Below are 20,146 nucleotides of genomic sequence, written 5' to 3'. Positions count from 1 at the left end.
TTAGACTGCCTGGCTATTAGTTTTTGAATCCGTATTTACGTTATTAATACCGTCAATTGCTGCAAAGCCTTTCTCAAGGTCCTCAATGATGTCATCAATGTGCTCAGTACCAATTGAAAGTCTGATTGTAGACTGTGTGATTCCCTGATCAAGTAACTCTTCCTCTGTAAGCTGTGAGTGTGTTGTTGTCGCTGGGTGAATTACTAAGCTCTTTACATCAGCTACATTTGCAAGGATTGAGAAAATCTGAAGATTGTCGATAAACTTAAATGCTGCTTCCTTGCCTCCCTTGATTTCAAAGGTGAAGATGCTTCCGCCTTCCTTAGGGAAGTACTTCTTATATAATTCGTGGTCTGGATGATCCTCAAGCGATGGATGGTTAACCTTAGAAACCTTTGGATGATTCTTAAGGAACTCTACAACCTTTGTAGTATTCTCTGCATGTCTGTCGAGACGAAGTGGAAGTGTCTCGATTCCCTGAAGAAGAAGGAATGCATTGAATGGAGAGATTGTAGCTCCAGTATCACGAAGCAGGATTGCTCTGATGTATGTTACGAATGCTGCAGGTGCTGTTGCATCTGCAAAGGAAATTCCGTGGTAACTTGGGTTTGGCTCTGCAATTGCAGGGAACTTTCCGCTCTTCTTCCAATCATAAGTACCTGCTTCTACGATAACACCACCAAGTGTTGTTCCGTGTCCGCCGAAGAACTTTGTTGCTGAATGAACTACGATGTCTGCTCCGTGCTCGATTGGACGTACCCAATAAGCTGCTCCAAATGTATTATCAACAACAAGTGGAAGGTCGTGACGGTGAGCGATTTCTGCAAGTGCATCAATATCAGGAATATCTGAATTTGGATTTCCAAGTGTCTCGATGTAGATTGCCTTTGTGTCGTCCTTGATTGCATCCTCAACCTCTTTAAGGTTGTGAGCATCTACGAAAGTAGCTGTAACGCCATACTGTGGAAGTGTGTGTGCAAGTAAGTTGTAGCTTCCACCGTAGATTGTCTTCTGTGCCACGATGTGTCCGCCGCCTGCTGCAAGTGCTTCGATTGTGTATGTAATAGCTGCTGCACCAGATGCAACTGCAAGTGCTGCTGTACCACCTTCAAGTGCTGCAACTCTCTGCTCTAAAACACCCTGTGTTGAGTTTGTAAGTCTTCCGTAAATGTTACCTGCATCTGCAAGACCAAATCTGTCTGCTGCATGCTGTGAATCTCTAAATACATAAGAGGTTGTCTGGTAAATAGGTACTGCTCTTGCATCAGATGCTGGATCTGGATTTTCCTGTCCTACATGAAGTGCTAATGTTTCAAATCTATAGTTGCTCATGTCTTCTCCTCCTTTGAATTACCTACCCTTTAGGTTCGTTTTTTATTTGATGATGTTATGTTAAACGTTATTACCTACTGGGTCAATAGGTTTTAGGATAAAGAAAAACTATAGCCAGCTATCAATCAAATTTATAACCAGCTATAGTTTTTCATTTACTATGGTAGTTTGACTTCTACAAAATCAACTCACTATCACGAACCGTTAAATACTTATTCGCCCCTTCACTATAGGTATCAAACGTACCTGAGATTGTGATGAAGTCTCCCTCCTTCGGGTAATCCTCCTGAGTATATTTTTCCTCATCCAAGGTGAACTCAAGCCCTTGGGCACAGCACTGGGTTGCATCTTTAATTATACAAGCATAATAGACTTTACCTGTTTTTTCATCTGTATATATAGAACAAGTGCCCTCCATTTTGACCTTTTCACCTATATATACCTCTGGTTCCATTACCATGTTGTAAACTTCTGAGTATACAAAGGTAGCTGAGAGAACTGTCAAATCAATATCTACTGAGGGGTCACCTTTCAGCTCTTCTTCAGCTGAGTCTTCCTCAGGCTCTTCTTCCACTGGAGTGTCATCAGCAGCTTCTTCAACAACCTGATTTTCCTCTACATCAGATGCACTCTTAGAATTATCCGCACCAGAGCATGCTATAAAACATAAAGCCTGTAATATGATTCCTAATAAAATAATCTTCTTCATCAGCTATTACCCCCTAACTTTACCTAGCAAGTAACATGCTAAAAACAAAACTACATCTGCTGTTACAATAGTTGAACCTACAGGAGTACCAGCAAGAATAGAAATTATAATTCCAAACAGTGCACAAACGACTGATGAAATAGCTGAGAAAACTATTACCGCCCTAAAACTTTTTAAAACACTCATAGCTGAGAGAGCTGGAAAAATTACCAGTGCTGATATGAGTAATGAACCAACTAAATTCATAGCGAGCACGATAATCACAGCAATGATTGTAGCAACAAGGAAATTGTAAGCCTTCACATTAGTCCTACTGCTATGGCAAAATTTTCATCAAAGGTAACCGCAAAAATTCTGTTGTAAAAAAGGATGAAAATGCCCACAACTATCACTGACATTATTCCACTAATCCACACCTCTTCTTTGGTAAGTGTCAATATTGATGTAGAGCCAAAAAGAGTTGAACAAACATCTCCAGAAATATTAGAAGAAACTGGAAATACATTCATCAACATATAGCCAAATGCCAATGCTCCAACAGAAATCATGGCAATGGCCGCATCACCCTTAAACTTGGTATTATTACCATTTTTCAGCAAAAGAATGGCAGCAAGCACTGTAAAAGGAAGTACTATAATCATCTTATTTGTAAAGTTTAGTACTGCAGCAATAGACATAGCGCCAAAGGCCACATGTGATAAACCATCTCCAATATAAGAATATCTCTTAAGTACAAGGGTGACTCCCAACAATGATGAGCAAAGCGCAATCAATACTCCAACAATAATCGCATATCTGACGAAAGGATACTGCAGATACATAAAAAGCATTTCTAACATGTACTTACACCTCCCTGCACAGAAATGGTTTCTGGAATCTGATTCACATCAAATATCGTATTTGCGAATTTTTTCACATTGGCAATATCGTGACTTATCATAATTATTGTCAATCCTTCATCATTAAGCTGCTTTATCATCCTATACATTTCTTCTGTTGCTTCCGGATCAAGACCAGCTACAGGCTCATCCAAAATCAAAACCTGTTTTGTGGCACAAAGAGCTCTTGCCAGAAGAACTCTTTGTTGCTGTCCTCCTGACAGTTCCCTGTAGCAACATTTTGCCAGATGTCCTATCCCCATTCGCTCTATATTTTTCAGTGCCATTTCCTTTTGACTCTTTGAATAGAAGAATTTATGTGCCAAGCCATTTTGGCAGCCTGAAAGAACAATCTCAAATACTGATGCTGGAAAATCACGCTGAACATCAGACTGCTGTGGTAAATATCCTACAGCAGTCTTAGTAAAACCATCTCCATAATTCAATTCGCCTGAAATAGGAGGAATGAGCCCCACAATTGTTCTAAGCAGAGTAGACTTTCCTGAGCCATTCTCTCCCACAATACAGAAATAGTCCCCAATATTTACCTCAAAGTTAACATTTTGAAGTACAGCCTTTCCTTCATAACCAACCGCCAAATCCTTTGCTGATAATACAATCATTTTTATTTCTTACCTCAATGCTTCCTTTAATACTTCCAAATTGCTTTCCATAATACTTATGTAAGAAGCCCCTCCTGCAACATCCTGGCTTGTAGTAGCCTGCATTGAATCCATAGCCAAGACTATTGCATCCTTGTTTGCAGTGTTTTGAATTATCGTATTTGCGATTTTTCCATCAGATTTTTCTATTGTAAGCACAGTATTCAAATCTAATTCATCTACCTTCTTTGAAAGGAAAGCAACAGTCTCAAAGCTTGCTTCTGTCTCTGCAGAACATCCTACAAATGCTGCATAATAGTTAAGACCATAGTCATCAACCAAATATCTGAATGGAAATCTGTCTCCAAAAAGTAATGTATCCTTACTTGCATCAGCTACTGCTGCAGTGTATTTTTCATCTAAATCTGCAAGCTTTGCAATGTAAGAATCTGCATTTGAAGAGTATGTCTGACTATTTGGGGCATCTATCTCTGAAAGCTTTTCTGCAATTACCTTCACTAGCGTTTGTGCATTCTTTAGAGAAAGCCAAACATGCTCATCGATTTCAGGCCCTTCTTCCTCTTCTCCTTCTTCTTCCTCTTCTTCAGCTTCCATACCTTCAACAACCTCTTCTTCCTTAAGGTTGCTCTCTCCCAAAGCATCTAAAAGGTTGATAACAACCATATCTGGATTAACAGACTCTTTAAGGGCATCCTCAACCCACTCATCTGATTCTCCACCTACGTAAATGAACATGTCGCAATTGGCAACCTTCATAATGTCCTCAGCTGTTGGCTGGAAGCTATGTAAATCAACGCCGTTATCAAGTAACATTGTGATTTCCACATTATCGTTATCTCCTACAATCTCTTTTACCCAGTCGTACTCTGGAAAGATTGTGGTAACTACTGAAATTTTCTCACTTGATTCACTTGTAGCAGGTACCTGTTCCTCAGTAATCTCTGAAGACTGAGCATTGCCACAGCCAATTACACTTCCTGCCAAAATGACTGCAGTAAATAGAAGAGTCATAATTCTACGATTCTTTGTAAATAGTCTTTTGGTAAAAACATTCGATATTAAATTTTTCATTTTTGGATCCTTTCATGCTAATTATCAATTTCATGCAACACAAATAAGACCTGAGCTATCAGGCCTGAATAATAAGCGTTTTTCAAGAATCTAATCTAACTTTTTGTGAAACTAATGTAGTCTGAACAGACTGATATTTATAATCTAAGCTTACAGTAAATAGCTGCACTAAAACAGCCGCATATAATACTGCAACTATAAGACCAGTGCCAAGTGACTTAAGACTGCTCTCACACTGAGCAAGCATTGAACATATAGGACAATCTGCACTATCATTACAATGATGGTTAACATGCCCTGAAGAATACGCAACTGAAAAAAGCATCACAAAGATAGTAGCTACAAGGGCTACCATAGATATTATTCTGCTGTGAGACTTATTCATATACATGCAAATATCCTTTTTCAAAAAATTAACGTCATAGAAATCATAGATAAATTCTTTTCATTTGTCAAAGAATAATTGCCCCTCGGCAGCGTAAATTTGTACTAAATCTGCGGCAATATAAAACAGATATTTAACTAACAGAATGCTGCTTTATATTGCCGAATATGTTATAATTATTCCATAAAGATAATTAATGAACTTTCGGAGAAGCATATGATTTATATTGATGTTACAGAAGCCGCAAATAAATGGAATATATCAGAACGTAGTGTAAGAAATTATTGTAATGCTGGGAGAATCCCTGGAGCAGTAATACAAAATGGTTCGTGGGCTATCCCTTCGGATGCTGAAAAACCAGCAAGAAAGCAAAGAGCTGGAAAACTTCCGACAGATCTTCTTTCACGCTTAAAAATAGAAAAGGACGCAGGAATCACGGGTGGAATATATCACAAAATTCAGATTGAATTAACATATAATTCCAACCATATAGAAGGAAGTCGCCTTACACACGATGAAACAAGATACATATACGAGACAAACACAATAGGCGTAGAGAAAGATACTATTAATGTCGATGATATTGTGGAAACAGTCAATCATTTCCGCTGTATAGATCTTGCTATTGAACAGGCAAATTATGCACTTAGCGAGAGTTTTATTAAGCAATTACATCTTGTTCTCAAATCGGGCACTTCTGACAGTAGAAAACCTTGGTTTGCTGTAGGCGATTACAAAAGACTCGCCAACGAGGTTGGAGGATTAGAAACTGTTTCTCCTGAAAATGTTCCAAATTCCATGAAAGAACTTATTAAGACATATAATAAAGACAAGATAAAATCCATAAATGACATAATCGAATTTCACTATCAGTTTGAAAAAATCCATCCATTTCAAGATGGAAATGGACGAATTGGGCGACTTATCATGTTCAAAGAATGTCTTAGAAATGGAATTACTCCGTTTATAATTGAAGACGATATAAAAGAGTTTTACTATAGAGGTCTGAAAGAATGGAATAATGAAAAAGGTTATCTCACCGATACCATTCTCTCATGCCAAGATCGATTTAAGAAGTACATGGATTATTATAGTTTAAAGTATAATGACTAAATAAATGCGGTTACAAAGGACAAGTCTTTTTTTGTGAATTACTATAGGATAAGCTCTAATAGCAATTCTTTGTAGCGCTGTGATTTGGTTTTAATGTCCTCCTCGGATACTCCGTAGTAAAGATAGGTATTCTTCATTATTTTTTTCCATTCGCGTATAAATCTTTCACTTCCACCTGCACCGCCACCAATATATTCGTGAGTGCGCTCTATAATGATATGCATTTCGTCGTTTTGTGATTTTCCTCGTCTTATATACTTATGAAAGTCAATATCATACACTTCTGAAGGAATAGATTCCGCTAACATGCGCTCTTGCTGTAGTTTTAATTCAAGATTCTTTATGATTGTCCCAACATCATCACTTGTTGACGATAGATAAGAACTATCCGCAGCTAACTCAGGCATGTCCTCAAGAAGAAAAGTTGTCCGCATCTGCTGATACTCTTCCATAAATTCAACACCTGATACATCTACTTCAGTAAAACCATATTTTGTTGAAAGTAACTCTTCAACTTCCTCTAAGCTATGAGTACCTGGAACTATACGTCTCGCCCAATATCTTCTTTTTAGATTGTTTATAGTTAGCTGTATTCTTTGCGATATTGAAAGCTTATGAGAATTATTATAAAACACTATAGAAGTCGGGCCATCAGCTCCACCTATAAATTTATTTGAATCTGCTTCCATAATCATATTATTAATATATAGAGCTTGTTCTCAATGAGCAAGCCCTTTTTGTTGCCAATTTCTAGCCGATAATCAATCCACACTCTAAACGAAGTTCTCTAGCGTATCATTTACAGGATTAAGCATCTTCTATTTTGGTCCAAAAAAATTTTGTGCTCCACGCATCCTTAATTCAGCGTCACAAGATTCCTTGTATCCTGTCTGTACATTTACATCAAAAGAATGGTCTGACGCACTGTCCGCTGGAGGAATCTTCCCATGAAATGTTCTTTCTGGAATTTTTCCTTCAACCTGTCTTTTGTAATCAATGTCTTGAATTGTTTTAAGAACTGATTTGAAAATAATCGGCACTAAAACAATAGCCCCCAATACGATAAATAACGCAATAGCTGATGAATTCATAAGCAAAATTCCCCCTTCTCTTTGAAAACCAATACTGCCCCATATTTATATATTATAAAGATATATGCCCTATAATTGCAACAATGTGTATTAAAGTTGCAAATCTCTTGAATTTGCATATAATTATTCATAAGTAAATAGTAACTGTTAACCACTTATTAAGCTTGGGGAGGTTTATTATGGCAACTAAAAAAACTAGTACAATCAAAAAAATGTTGGCAGCAAAAAAGCTTTTAAATCTTCGGCAGTAGTTCAATATGGCAACATTGAATTCAGTGAAGAAGCTTGTTTAAAGAAAGCACAGTCTGGCTTCAAAAAACAGTTCAAAGGACAGGAGCTTGAATCTATTAATATCTATATCAAGCCTGAAGAAAACAAGATTTATTTTGTTGCTAATACCGACTGTGTTGGTTCTGTAGATTTATAATATCGTAAAAAAGACTTATTACTGAGGACCTTGGATGTGTGTCTTTCTCTCCCCGGTAATAAGTCTCTTTTTTTGCAAATTTTAATACCTACTGGTATATTTCATCATACCTAAGCTCTGCTCATTCATTCTAAGAAGGTACAAACCATAGCTAGTAACGCCATAACAGGGACTCCTACTAACATATGCAAAAGATGAGTTTTCCAGTTATATCCAAATAAATAATGTCCTAAAACTTCTTTAGTTTCCGGATAAAAATGTGGAAAGAAATTTAACCCTTTATTACATAACAAAAACCAATCAAAGAATCCTATATCAAAAGCTTTCAATCCCAAAAGCATAAATACAAATCTAAAGAAATGAAATGATATCAATATTGAAGAAATCTCTTAAATAACAATATAATTTTTTATTCATAAAGGTCTCTTTTCTAAATATCTTTATCAATGTATGAATTTAGATTTTTTTACATTAAAAAAAGAGAGCCTATATTTCAAGACTCTCAAAAAAATTACCATGGAGCATTAAAAGCTTCTAATGGATCCACATCTGATTCATGAACTTCACCGTTCTGTATCACAGTATTTGTTACTCCATCGCTCTGATATACAACCATATTTGGATCAGATGCAGACGCATCAATAAGCTGCTGTTCTACAGATGGTCCACCTGCTTCCATGTCATTATATGTGTTACCCATCCACTGGCCATAAAAATATGATGAATGGTGTCCATGACCATAATCAACGTCAACAGAACCATTTGGGCCATATGTAACCTGTGGCTGTGCACCATTATGTGTAGCAGCGTAATTTGCAAGCATATTGTCAAGTTCAGATGACATATGTGCAATAGCTGGAGAACTTGTAATGCTTGAAGCAAACGAAGTAGCACCTGTTGAGCCAGAAACATTGGAACCAGCGCTTGCAGAAGAGTTCATTGTAGCAACAAATGCTCTCTGTGTAGTAACGTCAGCATTAATAAGAGCTTCTCCTGAAGCGATTCTTCCTTCATTAATACCAAACGCAAGATAATGCTCTACTAAACCTTCAATATTTTCGCCATAAATTGTAGCAAGATCAGTGTTAGCAATGGCGTAGATTGTAGCATTAAATGTAGCTGATGCATCTCTGCCCTCATAAATACCGTTGCTCATGTAGTGGGCAAATAAAACTGCTGGATCATTTCCAAGTGCTGCTACTACGTCAGGATTCTTTTCAGCGTAATACTTCGCATCGAATACCTTTGCAATAACCTTTGCATTAAGCTGCTGCTTCACAACCTGTGACTGAGCCTGTGTTGCAGGAGTTTCTGCTGCATTAGCTGTAATGCCTGTACCTGCGATTGTTGATAATGTTACTGTTGCAGTAAGTGCTGCTAGGGCTAAATTCTTTCTCATTATTTTTTTACATCCTCCTAATAAGAAACAAATTAATAGGACTTCTTGTGGACTAATATGCCACCCACAAAATTTTGCTCAATAAATTTGTTATATAATAGCCCCCACCTGCATTCTTGTCAAGCTTTTATAACTTTTCCCATTTTTAGCACCACGCTACTCTATCTCATTTGTCGCAAACCAACGACAACATGCGGCTTTCCGGACTTCTTGCGATAAAATCCAGCCTATTCTTGATTTTCTGAGGAAAATCAAAAACCTATAGATTCAATTAATTATCCCAGCCCAAAGCTTTTCTCTTTTCCTTCATGTCATTTACAATCTGCTTCGCAAGCTCTACTGGGTCTATATTTACGTTCATTGTAGAACCAAGCAAATCCTTTGTTCCATACTTTAAGAACTCGATGACATTCTTAGAGCCATAGATAGGGGCCTCCACGCAATGGTACGAGCTGATTCCATTAAGTCTGAAGCCAAGGGCAGCATCAATACCCTTCTCATTTCCCCACTCAGGTGATGAGAATGCAAATGGAAGCTCGTAAAGATTCTTTCCAAGCTCACCTGCAATTCCTGCAAAGATTCCTGTAGAACGGGTATTATCGATACACTCTCCCACGTGCCATACTGGTGGAAGATCTGGTTCTAAGAATTCTTTTAATGATTCTCCAGCCTTTTCCTTTCCTGAAACCGCACAGTAGCCAAGCTTCATTAGTGGGAAGGATGCACATCCATTAGTAATGATAAGTACGTTATTCTTAAGGAGCTCATCTGCCACATCAATGATACACTTCTCATAAAGTACCTTTGGATTATTGCAGCCAACCATATTTACAACACCAAGAATCTGACCTGACTTAATAGCCTCTGCAAGTGGCTTCATGCTTCCAAATCTCTTGTGAATATACTCCACTGAAAATCCCACCTCTGCTTCCACCTCATATGGTGGGATGTATACAGGGATTCCCTTTCTATCTTCAAAGCTTTCGATGGCACGTCTAACAATCTTTTCCGCAAGCTCCTTTGTCTGACCAATATTGCTGTGATGATGGTCGTATTCATATCTTTCCGCACCTGGAAGTCGTGCTGAATCACTTGTAGTAACAACAACTGTTTTAAAGCACTTTGCCACATCCATAATTGATGGAAATACATCCTGCACATCTGCCACCCAAAGATCAAGTGCGCCTGTGCCAAGTACAAGCTCTGCTGAAACAGCATTTGAAAGTGGAATAACTCCGCTGTCTCTGTACATAGCTGAAAGTCCAGAGCAGCAAATACCGTAAAAACGAATTCCCTTTGCCCCCTTTTCCTTTGCAAGAGCAACTAAATCCTCTCTCTTACCAGCTGTCACTATCTGGCTAACAAGCGTTGGAAGATGTCCGTGAACTGCAATATTTACATAACCCTTTTCAAGAGCTCCAATATTTACCTTTGATGTAACTCTGTCACCAACACCAAATAATGAATCTGTTGCGAGGCTGGCACCTACTACACCTGAAAATGTAAAGGCAAGACCGCAGCGTAAGAACTGTTGCATAACGCTCTTCCAATCTCCATCTGTAGCACAGCCTGATTTATGATAAGCCTCAAATACTTCATGGTAAGCACTGATTGGTAGGATATCTAATTCCTCCCACACCTTCTGACGCTCTGGAAGTGCACAGGCTCTAATAGTTTTATAGTCATCTGGAACTGTTCTTGATAAATCCTCTAAAAGAACATCTGCCAAATCCTTTGCTACATTTTTAAGCTGTCTGTTCTTTTCTCTGATTCCAAATGCCTTGGCTGTGCTTCTGATTTTCTGTTCACCAAGAAGTGGAATATCAAGCTCACCTTCTGCTACTTTTTTAAGAGTAAGCATAACCTCACGGGCATGCATACCGTGCTGAGCTGCACCAGCAGCTGCTGAGCGAAGAAGATTTCTTGCAACAATCAAATCTGCATCTGCGCCGCACACACCCCTCTGAGCTTTTGCTGTAATACGACATGGTCCCATGTTACAAATTTTACAGCAGGTACCACAGAGACCAAAGTTACACTGAGGCTTCTGAGCATCAAATCTATCAAAGGCTGTATCAATTCCAAGCTGTTCCATTCTAAGAAGCATATCTCTTACTGCTGGGTCTGGAGTCTGGTCGATTACATCCTGCTTTGAAGGAAATGTCTTTCTATATTCCTGTACCGCATTCATGTAGTCTCTTGTAAAATCCTCTGGACTGCTTTCTCCACCATGGTCGCTGGCTTTTAAAGTGACAGTAGGAATTCCATGCTCATCAAAACCTATAAGATTTCTGTGTGAATGTATATGTTCAAGGCCATGTTTACCGTGAGAATGTGAATGGCTGTGACAGTGTTCTTCTGTTATATTGTGTGTGTGACTCATGCTTACCAATTCTCCCTTTACTAAATGTTGTACTCAATATTTTCTTCCGTCTTCATGTTCAGTAAGTCAAATATCTTATCTCTTACTAATAAGAAATCACCGCTAGTTCTATCTCTAAAATGATGAAGTGGAACTGTAATAACACCCTTTACTTTGCCAGGATTTGGTGTCATTACAACAATTCTGTCAGCTAAATAAACCGCTTCATCTATATCGTGAGTGACGAAGATAATCGTCTTCTTTTCATTTTTACAAATATCTAAAATATCATCCTGAAGCTTCATTCTGGTGATAGCATCAAGAGCACCAAATGGCTCATCCATGAAGATGATATCTGGCTCCACAGCAAGGGCTCTTGCTATTGCCACTCTTTGCTTCATACCACCTGAAAGCTGTCTAGGGAAGCTGTTTGCAAAATCCTCAAGCTTTACAAGTTTAAGGTACTCTAAAGCTTTTTCTCTTCTGGTCTTCTTTTCAATCCCTTGAGCTTCAAGTCCAAGCTCTACATTTTTCACAACTGTGCGCCATGGTAAAAGCCCGTAGTTTTGAAAGATAGTTACATTCTTTGTACTTGGAGCTTTAACCTCTTTTCCATCAATTTGAACACTTCCATGATTCGCCAGATCAAAACCTGCTATAGCATTAAGTAATGTACTCTTTCCACATCCTGACGGGCCAAGCAGACAAATGAATTCTCCCTTTTCTATATCAAGATTTACCTCTGACAGGGCTGTGAATTCTATGCCATTTTCCACAAAAGTCTTTCCTGCATTTTCTATATGAATGTATGACATTAGCTTTCACCTCCCCATGCTTTAAGAATTCTCTTTTCTGCAAGTCCAATTAAGAAATCAAGTAATAATCCAATCAAGCCAATCACCAGGATTGTAGCAAGAAGAATATCTGCTCTGATGTTATTTCTGGCATCAATAATCTGATATCCAAGTCCAGACTGTGCGCCTACCATTTCACCTGCCACAAGGAAAATCCATGCGCTTCCAAGAGCAAGATGTATCGCATTTGCTATCCCAGGAAATGCCGCTGGTAAAATCACCTTCCACATAAGTGCAGGCTGCTTGATTCCAAAGTTGTCAGATACCCTGAAATAGATGTCATCAATCTTTGAAACAGCAGATACTGTAGATAGCAAAACTGGGAAAAATGCAGCAATGAAAATAATTACAATGGCTGGCAAATCTCCAATACCAAAAAGAAGAACTACAAAGGGCATCCACGCTGTTGGCGAAATTGGTCGTAGCAACTGCAAGGTTGGATTTACATAGTTAAATACCTTTGGCAGGCTTCCCAAAATCAATCCTAAGAACACTGCGATAATAACAGATAAGCCATAGCCTATTACAAATCTGTACATACTGGCTCCAATTGATGCAATAAGTGTTCCATCGACTATCATTTCCACCAAGGCCTGAAGTGCCATTATTGGTGATGGAAACAGAGCCTCACTATAATCACTTATCGTAAATGCGAATTGCCATATAGCAATTAATATTAGTATTGAAACGATTACATACTTTAAAGAGATTAATCTTTTCATGCTTCCCCTTTTAGCCCCCATTAAAAGTCACTTTTTACGAAATCAGCATATGCTGGTGGATTGTCTGAAAGACCATAAGACTTTACCTTCTCAGCAAGCTCGTTGTACTGCTCCTCTGTGATTGTCAAATCATCATAAGAAATCCACTTGAGAGAAATATCAAGAACATCATCCTTCTGATTTAAATATTTCTGTGCAACTGCCTTTGCTGTATCTGCATCAAGATTGTTTCCTGCTGTCTTATAACCATCTACAAAAGCCTTTGCTGTATCTGCATGGTTGTCGATGAAATCATCTGTAAGAACTAAGGCGCAGCATACTGAATCCTCCCAAAGCTCCTCTGATGTATAAAGAACCTTTCCTGCTCCAATTGAAACACCCATAGCACCAAATGGCTCAGCCACACAGTAGCCATCGATTGTTCCAGCAGCAAGAGCTGATGGCATCTCTGTAGGTGCAAGCTCTACTACATTAATGTCATCAATTGTAAGTCCATTCTTTGCAAGAGCATCATTTACTAAAATGTTATGTGATGACTGGCGGTGTGGAATGGCAATTGTTCTGCCCTTTAAATCAGCTCCATCCTTCACATCATTTGAAACTATGATTACATTTCCATCTTTATGACCAAGGGCTACTGCCTTGATGCCAACTCCCTCTGCCTTTGATTTCATGGCAAGCTCGATGAGTACTGATGCACCATCTACCTGTCCTGAATTGAGTGCATCTAAAAGCTCTGGCCAAGAACCATATTTAACAAGCTCAACTCTTACTTGATCATTGTTTGCAAGCTCCTCAGCTTCCTCCAATGCTGCAAGAGAATGAGTGATTGGAAGATAAGCAATCTTCACAGTTTCTGCTGATTCACTTGCTTTGGCGCTACCGCAGCCCACAAGAGCAAATGATGAAATGATTAGTAATGTAGTTAATAGTATGTATTTTTTCATGTTCTTATCCTCCACTTTATCTCAATAAATTCCTATCACCTACTAGGTTAGTAGGATAATACCAAAATAAAAGAACCAGGTCAATAAACCTGGTTCCCACAATTTATGATAGCTGGGTATCAATTATATTAATAACTATATTTTATCTCCACTCCACCTTATTGTAGTGGTTTGTTTTCATAGGTCTGTCGGTTAATTTGACTTGCCAGAACTCCGGCACCATATCCATTATCGATATTTACTGTTGCAATACCGTTTGCGCAAGAATTTAACATAGTCAATAGTGCAGAAAGTCCATTAAAGCTAGCGCCGTAACCAATTGAAGTTGGTGTGGCAATCACAGGACATTTCACAAGACCTGCAACGATACTTGCAAGTGCACCTTCCATTCCCGCAACAGTAATCACGCAGCTGGCATCATCAAACACGCCCATATTATTAAACAGCCTGTGAATACCACTGACACCTACATCAAAAAGACTAACCACGTTTGCTCCCATAAAAGATGCTACTTCCACAGCCTCTTTAGCTACTGGAATATCCGCAGTTCCTGCTGTACATACAACCACTTTTCCTATGTGTTTTTTATCTTCTTTTTCAATTTTTAAAATACCTGATTCTTCGTCAAACTGTAGCATAGGAAGTTCTTTTTTTAAGAATTCATACTGTTCCTTTGATGCTCTGGTTCCAAGGACTTCCCCATTTAACTCATATAGCTTTTTTAAAATCTCAAGAAGATATTCATCCTTTTTTCCACTACAAAAGACAACCTCAGGAAATCCCTGTCTTTGCTGGCGTCCAATATCAAGCCTTGCAAATCCCATATCCTCGGTGCCATCAGGTGTAAGCAGTTTCTTTACATCTTCTTTAGAAAACTGTCCGTTTTCAAATCCACTTAATATTTCATCAATAGTCATGTCACTTCTCCACTAAGCAAATCAAAAGTATTGCAAGCAATCTCATTGTGCTTCTTATATATTCACTATACACCATGGAACTAACTCCAAGTCAAGTACATTTTTATTAGCAACCTTTCTTACTCACCACGTAGAATAACAAAAAATAGTAATACATAAATCAACAAACAACTAGTCGTTCAAAAAATATATGTGATATATTTAGATTAATAATTTGTAAAAGGAGATTATGTATGGGCGAAAAATATTTTGGTGAAAACACACCTAAGCTGGGGTTTGGACTAATGCGATTACCAAAGGAAGCTGGCAATCCTTCAAAGATTGATATCGAACAGACCAAGAAAATGGTAGATATGTTTATGGAGGCTGGACTAACTTATTTTGATACCGCTTTTGTATACGATGGTGGCGAATCTGAGAAGGCCGCAAAGATAGCTCTCGTGGACAGATATCCTAGAGAAAGCTACACTCTTGCCACAAAGCTTGGAGCATTTGCAGCTCATGATGAAGAAAGCGCAAAACAGGAGCTTCTTACCAGCTTGGAGCGTACTGGTGCAGGCTACATTGATTACTATCTGCTCCATGCTCTCTCAGAAGGGAACTTAAAAAAATACGAAGAATGGCACCTTTGGGACTACGTAAAAGAGATGAAAGAAAAAGGGCTTATCAAGCACTATGGCTTTTCTTTCCACGATACACCTGAGCGTTTAGATGAAATTCTTACAGCTCATCCAGATGCAGAATTCGTTCAGCTTCAGATTAACTATGCTGACTGGAACAATCCTAATGTACAGTCCAGAGGCTGCTACGAAGTAGCTAGAAAGCACGGAAAATCTATCGTGGTTATGGAACCAATCAAAGGTGGTACACTGGCAAATCCTCCAGCTGCAGTCCGTGAGCTTTTAAAGGGAGCAAATCCTAACACAAGTATTGCATCATGGGCAATCCGCTTCGTTGCATCCTTAGATGGTATTATCACTGTACTTTCTGGAATGTCTAATGTGGAGCAGATGGCTGATAACCTTTCATATATGAGTAGCTTTAAGCCTCTATCCGATGAAGAACAGCAGGTTATTTCAAAAGCGCAGGATATACTTGATAGCATTGATTCTATTCCTTGTACATCATGTCACTACTGTACAGACGGCTGCCCAATGCAGATTCCTATTCCAGAGATTTTCTCTGCCAGAAACAAACAGCTTATTTGGGAACAAATTGAAGCCGGTAAACAGGATTACGAAAAGGCAACTAAAGATCGTGGCATTGCTAGCGCATGTGTTCAGTGTGGACAGTGTGAAAGCGTTTGTCCTCAGCACATAAATATTATTGAAAGACTTCAGGATTGCGCCAGCGTATTTGAATAAAAAACAAGAACCATCAGCAAAATAGCTGATGGTTCTTGTTCATCTCTTATTGCAAATTATTACTAGCAACCTTTCTTACTCGTTACATACACTAATTCTCAGAATATCCCTATGTGGATTAGTCTTAGCAACACCTATTTCTTCTATCTTCGCCTCCATAGGCACAAAGGATTTCTGCAAATATGAAAATGCCTCCCGCATCTGCTCTGGTTCAAGGGTCTTGCCAAGAGTGATGTGTGGCATCCAGGAATATGGCTGATAATATTTACTAAATGATATCCCCTCTACATCTTTCAATGCAGCATATAACTTTGTCTGCATATCCATTAGATATTCATTTATAACAGGGGATGCATAGATTACCCCAGGAAGAATCTGCCCTAAAGTAGGAATCAGAATTTCTCCTGCCAATAGTGTTTTCATCACAGCAGAAGCCTTCTCCACTACCGCATCCTCATCCCTGGCCTCTATACTAAGAACAGTAAGATGTGGTGGTACATTATTATCTGGCATAAAGTTATTTCCGCAAGCTTTTGCCACCCCATCCACATATCCAGATAAAGTCTTATTTGTTTTTTCATCAAAATATGCTGATATTAAGTACATATTCTACTCCCCACACAAATCCTCTGGTCTGCATTTCAATACTTTACTTAATGATAAAACTGTAGCTGCGGCCGCCTTATTTATATCCTTAGCACCTATTTCATACTGCTGCAAGGTTCTCAGATTAATCCCTGCTTCCCTGGCTAATTCACTCTGTGACAATCCATAAAGCTTTCTCTGGCACCCATATCTCTGGATACTTTCTTAGGATAATAATCATCATAGTCTACAGGAAAAGCCAGCCATGGCTTCCATGACTGACTTCACAATAATCATATCCTATTGTATGTCTAAAGTTACACTTCCCACACTTCCGGTTCCATTGAAACCAAACTCTGTGCTAGCGCCATTAGAAAGGCTTGAATTCCATTCTGCAGGAGTAATTACATAATAATCTCCTGATTCCTTCATGTTTACACTCCAGATTGAATCAATCTTTACTTCACTCTTCTTAAGTTTGATTGTCCAACCATTTACAGTCTTTCCTGTAGTATTTGAAACCTTAACAGTAGCTGTGTAACCTGAGCCCCAGCTATTAATTCTTATAGATGCCTCAAGACCTGAAGCTGCAGCTGAAGGTGTAGGTGTTGGCTGCTGTGTAGGCACTGGTGTTGGAGTAGGTGTTGGTGTTGGCTGAGCAGTGCTGTTATCTACTGGCTCAAAAATCCACTCCTGATTTGGATTTCCATAATATAACCACTGACATACATTTGCTCCATCGTTCTTCTTGTGCTCATATACATCCACATACTTGGTTGCACTAGAAACCTTTGTGCCAAGTGTATAAACACCTGATTTCTTTGTATTCTTTACAACAAACTTCTGAGCATCACCTGAGTAACCATGATAGATACCAATGTTTGCGCCATCAACATTTTCTGCGTTAGCAACGTCAAGCATAAAGCTGCCAAGGCCAGATGTTAATGTGATATATCCATCAGATGTGTTTGTAACATACCACTTCTGTCCATCTGCACCTGTACCTGTGCTGATACATACATTAGTTGCAGCTGCTGCCTTGTTGCCTTCAACTGTAAGATACTTCTGAGAATTTGTATTCTTTAAGTAGTACCATCCATTTGAAATGCTTGCTGTTGAATTCGTATTTACGTTAGCACTTGGTGTCTCTGTTGGCGCTGGTGTAGGTGTAGGCTGTACTGTTGTGCCACTTGCAGGAGTGAACTGCCAGTAATTGAAGTTCATAAGTGAACCGCTGCCGCCCTTAAATACAAAGTAAAGGTCATGCTTACCTGTTGCACCGCTTATGTCACAGGTCTTTGTAACATATGACTGCCATCCAGCTGTCTTTGCAACGTCAACTGTACCAATTATTCTTCCGCTTGTTGAATCAAGACGAAGTTCGATTCTTCCACCGCCATAGGCTGAAGCAACGCGTGCTGAGAAGGATTTTGCTCCATTTCCAAAATCTACATTCTTAACCTTAATCCAATCACCGTTCTCGATGTATGAAACATTCTGTGTTCCCTCGCCGCAGGCTTCTGTCTTAACACCTGATGAGTAGCAGATTGTCTCAGCCTCTGTCTTGAGGTATGGGTTAAGTGTAGCGATAGCACTTGGGCCTGATGTAGACATCTTTATAGTAGGAATGCTGCCATCTGGATTGTACTTAAACTCTTCTACTGCTACTGAACGGGCAAATCCACTACCACCTGGCAGGGCTCCATTATGGTAGAAGAAATATGAATGTCCCTTGAAATCTACAATACCAGAGTGATTTGTAAAGCTCCTGCCCTCTGTAGGCATGATTACACCGCGATATGTCCAAGGACCTGTTGGTGATGTACTTGTAGAGTATGCAATGTGCTCTGGAATTCCACCGCCAGAGAATACCATGTAGTAAAGATTTCCTCTCTTATAGAACCAAGGTCCTTCCTCATAAGAGCTGCTTCTTCCAGCATAATAGCCAAATGAATTAGCTGTGAGATTAACCTTATTGATTCCTCCTGAATAAGAGGTCATATTAGGATTAAGTTTTACATAGCATAAGTTTGGATTTCCAAAATAAAGATATGCCTGACCATTTGAATCAACATAAACTGTTGGATCAATAAAGCCATAGCCCTGACACAAAGGTCTGCCGATAGCATCCTTGAATGGACCAGTTGGGCTGTCAGATACAGCCACACCAATAGAATTTCCACCCTGCTTTGCAACTACAGGGCAATAGTAATAGAACTTTCCGTTTCGCTCTACTACCTGTCCAGCCCAGGCATCAGACTTTGCCCAGCTGAATGTGTTAAGTGAGCATACCACGCCATGGTCAGTCCAGTTAACCATGTCTTTAGTAGAATAGCAGTGCCAGTCTCTCATGTCGTAATAGCTGGCGCCGTCCTCATCATGTCCTGTGTAGACATAAAGAGTGTCTCCATAGACCATAGGTGCTGGATCTGTGGAGTAGATTGTTTGTACGATTGGATTGTCAGCTTTTGCCACTGCTGGATTTAGACCAGTCAAAACAAGAGCTGCCGCAAGCAACCCAATCAAGCCCCCTCTTTTTTTCAATTATTTCTCCCTTTCTCTCCCCTTATTATTTTTATCATAACTCCCAGTGTGTATATTATACCACACTAGTATATTAATTATCCATAAGCTGAATATTAAAAAAGGAGTCCTTAAGGGACTCCATATTACATCAACATTTCTTTACAAAATGATTAGCTGCAATTCCTCCTACCGCATTTCCGATAGTGATAATCAATAATCTGATAAACATATCTTTAGAATAATTTCCTGCCATGTTGTAGTAGAACATATCTGCAACACAGTGTTCTGAACCCACAAGTATAAATCCCATCACAGAAAGAATAATTGCCACGTATTTTCCAAGTACATGTTCATTCTTCTTATACTCATCCACTCCAATGAAAATGAAAATATTACAAATAATGCCAAGCATAAACAAACTCAGGTAAGAATCCTGATTTTTAATTTGGCACAGGCCTACCGCCTTCTCATATAGTCCTCCATAGACTCTGGTATTTTTAATAATAAAGGTAAGAATAAATGAACCAATAAAATTACCGCACCAAATCAGTACAATATTAATAAGATTATTTTTCACCTTACCTTCCAGCACGTAGCAAACTTTACCTGTAAATAAACTGAAGTTCATTGTTAAAACTAAAAATAATCCGATGCTGAAAAGTGCTGAGCCCACAATTTTATTGTCCACGGAGAGGAAAATCATTCCTCCAAGACCAATAGAAAAGCCGGCAAGAATTGAAGTTAGAATAGTTTTCTTATAATCCATAACAAAAATCCCCCTACACTGTCTCCCAACAATATAGGGGTATTATATCCTTCCTTTGTGAATATTTAATGTTAC

At 38.9% G+C, this 20,146-nt stretch carries 19 protein-coding genes and 2 pseudogenes; 3 read left to right on the top strand and 18 right to left on the bottom strand.

Going from position 1 to position 20,146, the window contains the following annotated elements:
- The 6 genes and pseudogenes from BMZ41_RS04755 to BMZ41_RS04730 all read right to left on the bottom strand — a co-directional run bounded on the left by BMZ41_RS04755 (position 1) and on the right by BMZ41_RS04730 (position 5,004).
- A complete protein-coding gene (locus BMZ41_RS04755) occupies positions 1-1,332 on the bottom strand; it encodes an O-acetylhomoserine aminocarboxypropyltransferase/cysteine synthase family protein (RefSeq protein WP_090168801.1) in 1,332 nt (443 codons plus the stop codon).
- A 175-nt stretch (positions 1,333-1,507) separates the two neighbouring features.
- Complete coding sequence (locus BMZ41_RS04750; RefSeq protein WP_090527267.1) at positions 1,508-2,041, bottom strand: hypothetical protein; 534 nt, start codon at positions 2,039-2,041, stop codon at positions 1,508-1,510.
- A 6-nt stretch (positions 2,042-2,047) separates the two neighbouring features.
- Positions 2,048-2,880: pseudogene (locus BMZ41_RS04745) on the bottom strand (metal ABC transporter permease).
- On the bottom strand, positions 2,874-3,542 hold the full coding sequence (locus BMZ41_RS04740) for a metal ABC transporter ATP-binding protein (RefSeq protein WP_090527264.1): 669 nt from the start codon (positions 3,540-3,542) through the stop codon (positions 2,874-2,876). The pseudogene BMZ41_RS04745 and the gene BMZ41_RS04740 overlap by 7 nt, the downstream one beginning before the upstream one ends.
- A gap of 9 nt (positions 3,543-3,551) precedes the next feature.
- Positions 3,552-4,613: a metal ABC transporter substrate-binding protein gene (locus BMZ41_RS04735; RefSeq protein ID WP_242942012.1), complete on the bottom strand. Its 1,062-nt coding sequence runs from the start codon at positions 4,611-4,613 to the stop codon at positions 3,552-3,554.
- 82 nt (positions 4,614-4,695) lie between these two features.
- A complete protein-coding gene (locus tag BMZ41_RS04730; RefSeq protein WP_090168811.1) occupies positions 4,696-5,004 on the bottom strand; it encodes a hypothetical protein in 309 nt (102 codons plus the stop codon).
- A gap of 210 nt (positions 5,005-5,214) precedes the next feature.
- On the opposite strand from BMZ41_RS04730, the gene BMZ41_RS04725 reads away from it, so the two are divergent.
- A complete protein-coding gene (locus tag BMZ41_RS04725; RefSeq protein WP_090527262.1) occupies positions 5,215-6,111 on the top strand; it encodes a Fic family protein in 897 nt (298 codons plus the stop codon).
- A gap of 41 nt (positions 6,112-6,152) precedes the next feature.
- Here BMZ41_RS04725 and BMZ41_RS04720 read toward each other — a convergent pair whose 3' ends face one another.
- Positions 6,153-6,800 carry a hypothetical protein gene (locus BMZ41_RS04720; RefSeq protein WP_090527259.1) on the bottom strand — a complete coding sequence of 216 codons (648 nt, stop codon included), beginning with the start codon at positions 6,798-6,800 and terminating at the stop codon, positions 6,153-6,155.
- A 129-nt stretch (positions 6,801-6,929) separates the two neighbouring features.
- Positions 6,930-7,202 carry a hypothetical protein gene (locus BMZ41_RS04715; RefSeq protein ID WP_090527256.1) on the bottom strand — a complete coding sequence of 91 codons (273 nt, stop codon included), beginning with the start codon at positions 7,200-7,202 and terminating at the stop codon, positions 6,930-6,932.
- 232 nt (positions 7,203-7,434) lie between these two features.
- On the opposite strand from BMZ41_RS04715, the pseudogene BMZ41_RS16120 reads away from it, so the two are divergent.
- A pseudogene (locus BMZ41_RS16120) lies at positions 7,435-7,629 on the top strand (DUF6465 family protein); the annotation flags it as partial.
- A 511-nt stretch (positions 7,630-8,140) separates the two neighbouring features.
- Here the strand turns inward: BMZ41_RS16120 and BMZ41_RS04705 are convergent.
- From BMZ41_RS04705 to larB, 6 genes are all read right to left on the bottom strand, one after another.
- Positions 8,141-9,028 carry a hypothetical protein gene (locus BMZ41_RS04705; RefSeq protein ID WP_090527250.1) on the bottom strand — a complete coding sequence of 296 codons (888 nt, stop codon included), beginning with the start codon at positions 9,026-9,028 and terminating at the stop codon, positions 8,141-8,143.
- Positions 9,029-9,299: 271 nt separating this feature from the next.
- Positions 9,300-11,411 (bottom strand): anaerobic carbon-monoxide dehydrogenase catalytic subunit, encoded by a 2,112-nt coding sequence (gene cooS, locus BMZ41_RS04700; RefSeq protein ID WP_090527248.1) that lies wholly within the window; start codon positions 11,409-11,411, stop codon positions 9,300-9,302.
- Between the two features lie 20 nt (positions 11,412-11,431).
- Positions 11,432-12,205: an ABC transporter ATP-binding protein gene (locus tag BMZ41_RS04695; protein WP_090168818.1), complete on the bottom strand. Its 774-nt coding sequence runs from the start codon at positions 12,203-12,205 to the stop codon at positions 11,432-11,434.
- On the bottom strand, positions 12,205-12,966 hold the full coding sequence (locus BMZ41_RS04690) for an ABC transporter permease (RefSeq protein ID WP_090527245.1): 762 nt from the start codon (positions 12,964-12,966) through the stop codon (positions 12,205-12,207). Before BMZ41_RS04690 ends, BMZ41_RS04695 begins: the two co-directional genes overlap by 1 nt.
- Before the next feature lie 20 nt (positions 12,967-12,986).
- Positions 12,987-13,913: an ABC transporter substrate-binding protein gene (locus tag BMZ41_RS04685; RefSeq protein ID WP_090168822.1), complete on the bottom strand. Its 927-nt coding sequence runs from the start codon at positions 13,911-13,913 to the stop codon at positions 12,987-12,989.
- Between the two features lie 158 nt (positions 13,914-14,071).
- Entirely contained in the window at positions 14,072-14,830 is a 759-nt protein-coding gene (gene larB, locus BMZ41_RS04680) for a nickel pincer cofactor biosynthesis protein LarB (protein ID WP_090527242.1), read from the bottom strand.
- A gap of 233 nt (positions 14,831-15,063) precedes the next feature.
- Here larB and BMZ41_RS04675 point away from each other — a divergent pair, with 233 nt between their 5' ends.
- Positions 15,064-16,194, top strand: a complete 1,131-nt coding sequence (locus tag BMZ41_RS04675; protein ID WP_090527239.1) for an aldo/keto reductase — start codon at positions 15,064-15,066, stop codon at positions 16,192-16,194.
- Positions 16,195-16,269: 75 nt separating this feature from the next.
- Here BMZ41_RS04675 and BMZ41_RS04670 read toward each other — a convergent pair whose 3' ends face one another.
- The 4 genes from BMZ41_RS04670 to BMZ41_RS04655 form a co-directional block, all read right to left on the bottom strand.
- Positions 16,270-16,800 (bottom strand): 2'-5' RNA ligase family protein, encoded by a 531-nt coding sequence (locus BMZ41_RS04670; protein ID WP_090168828.1) that lies wholly within the window; start codon positions 16,798-16,800, stop codon positions 16,270-16,272.
- A 3-nt stretch (positions 16,801-16,803) separates the two neighbouring features.
- The gene (locus BMZ41_RS04665) at positions 16,804-16,998 is read right to left on the bottom strand and encodes a helix-turn-helix domain-containing protein (protein WP_090527236.1); all 195 of its coding nucleotides are present in this window, start codon (positions 16,996-16,998) and stop codon (positions 16,804-16,806) included.
- Positions 16,999-17,079: 81 nt separating this feature from the next.
- Entirely contained in the window at positions 17,080-19,323 is a 2,244-nt protein-coding gene (locus BMZ41_RS04660) for a family 43 glycosylhydrolase (protein WP_090527233.1), read from the bottom strand.
- A 130-nt stretch (positions 19,324-19,453) separates the two neighbouring features.
- Positions 19,454-20,071: a formate/nitrite transporter family protein gene (locus tag BMZ41_RS04655; protein WP_090168834.1), complete on the bottom strand. Its 618-nt coding sequence runs from the start codon at positions 20,069-20,071 to the stop codon at positions 19,454-19,456.
- Positions 20,072-20,146: the final 75 nt, after the last annotated feature.

The sequence above is a fragment of the Pseudobutyrivibrio sp. UC1225 genome (genome assembly GCF_900115215.1).
Lineage (GTDB): Bacteria > Bacillota > Clostridia > Lachnospirales > Lachnospiraceae > Pseudobutyrivibrio.
The sequence above is the reverse complement of the archived record's forward strand: the minus strand, read 5'-3'. Positions and strand labels throughout refer to the sequence as shown.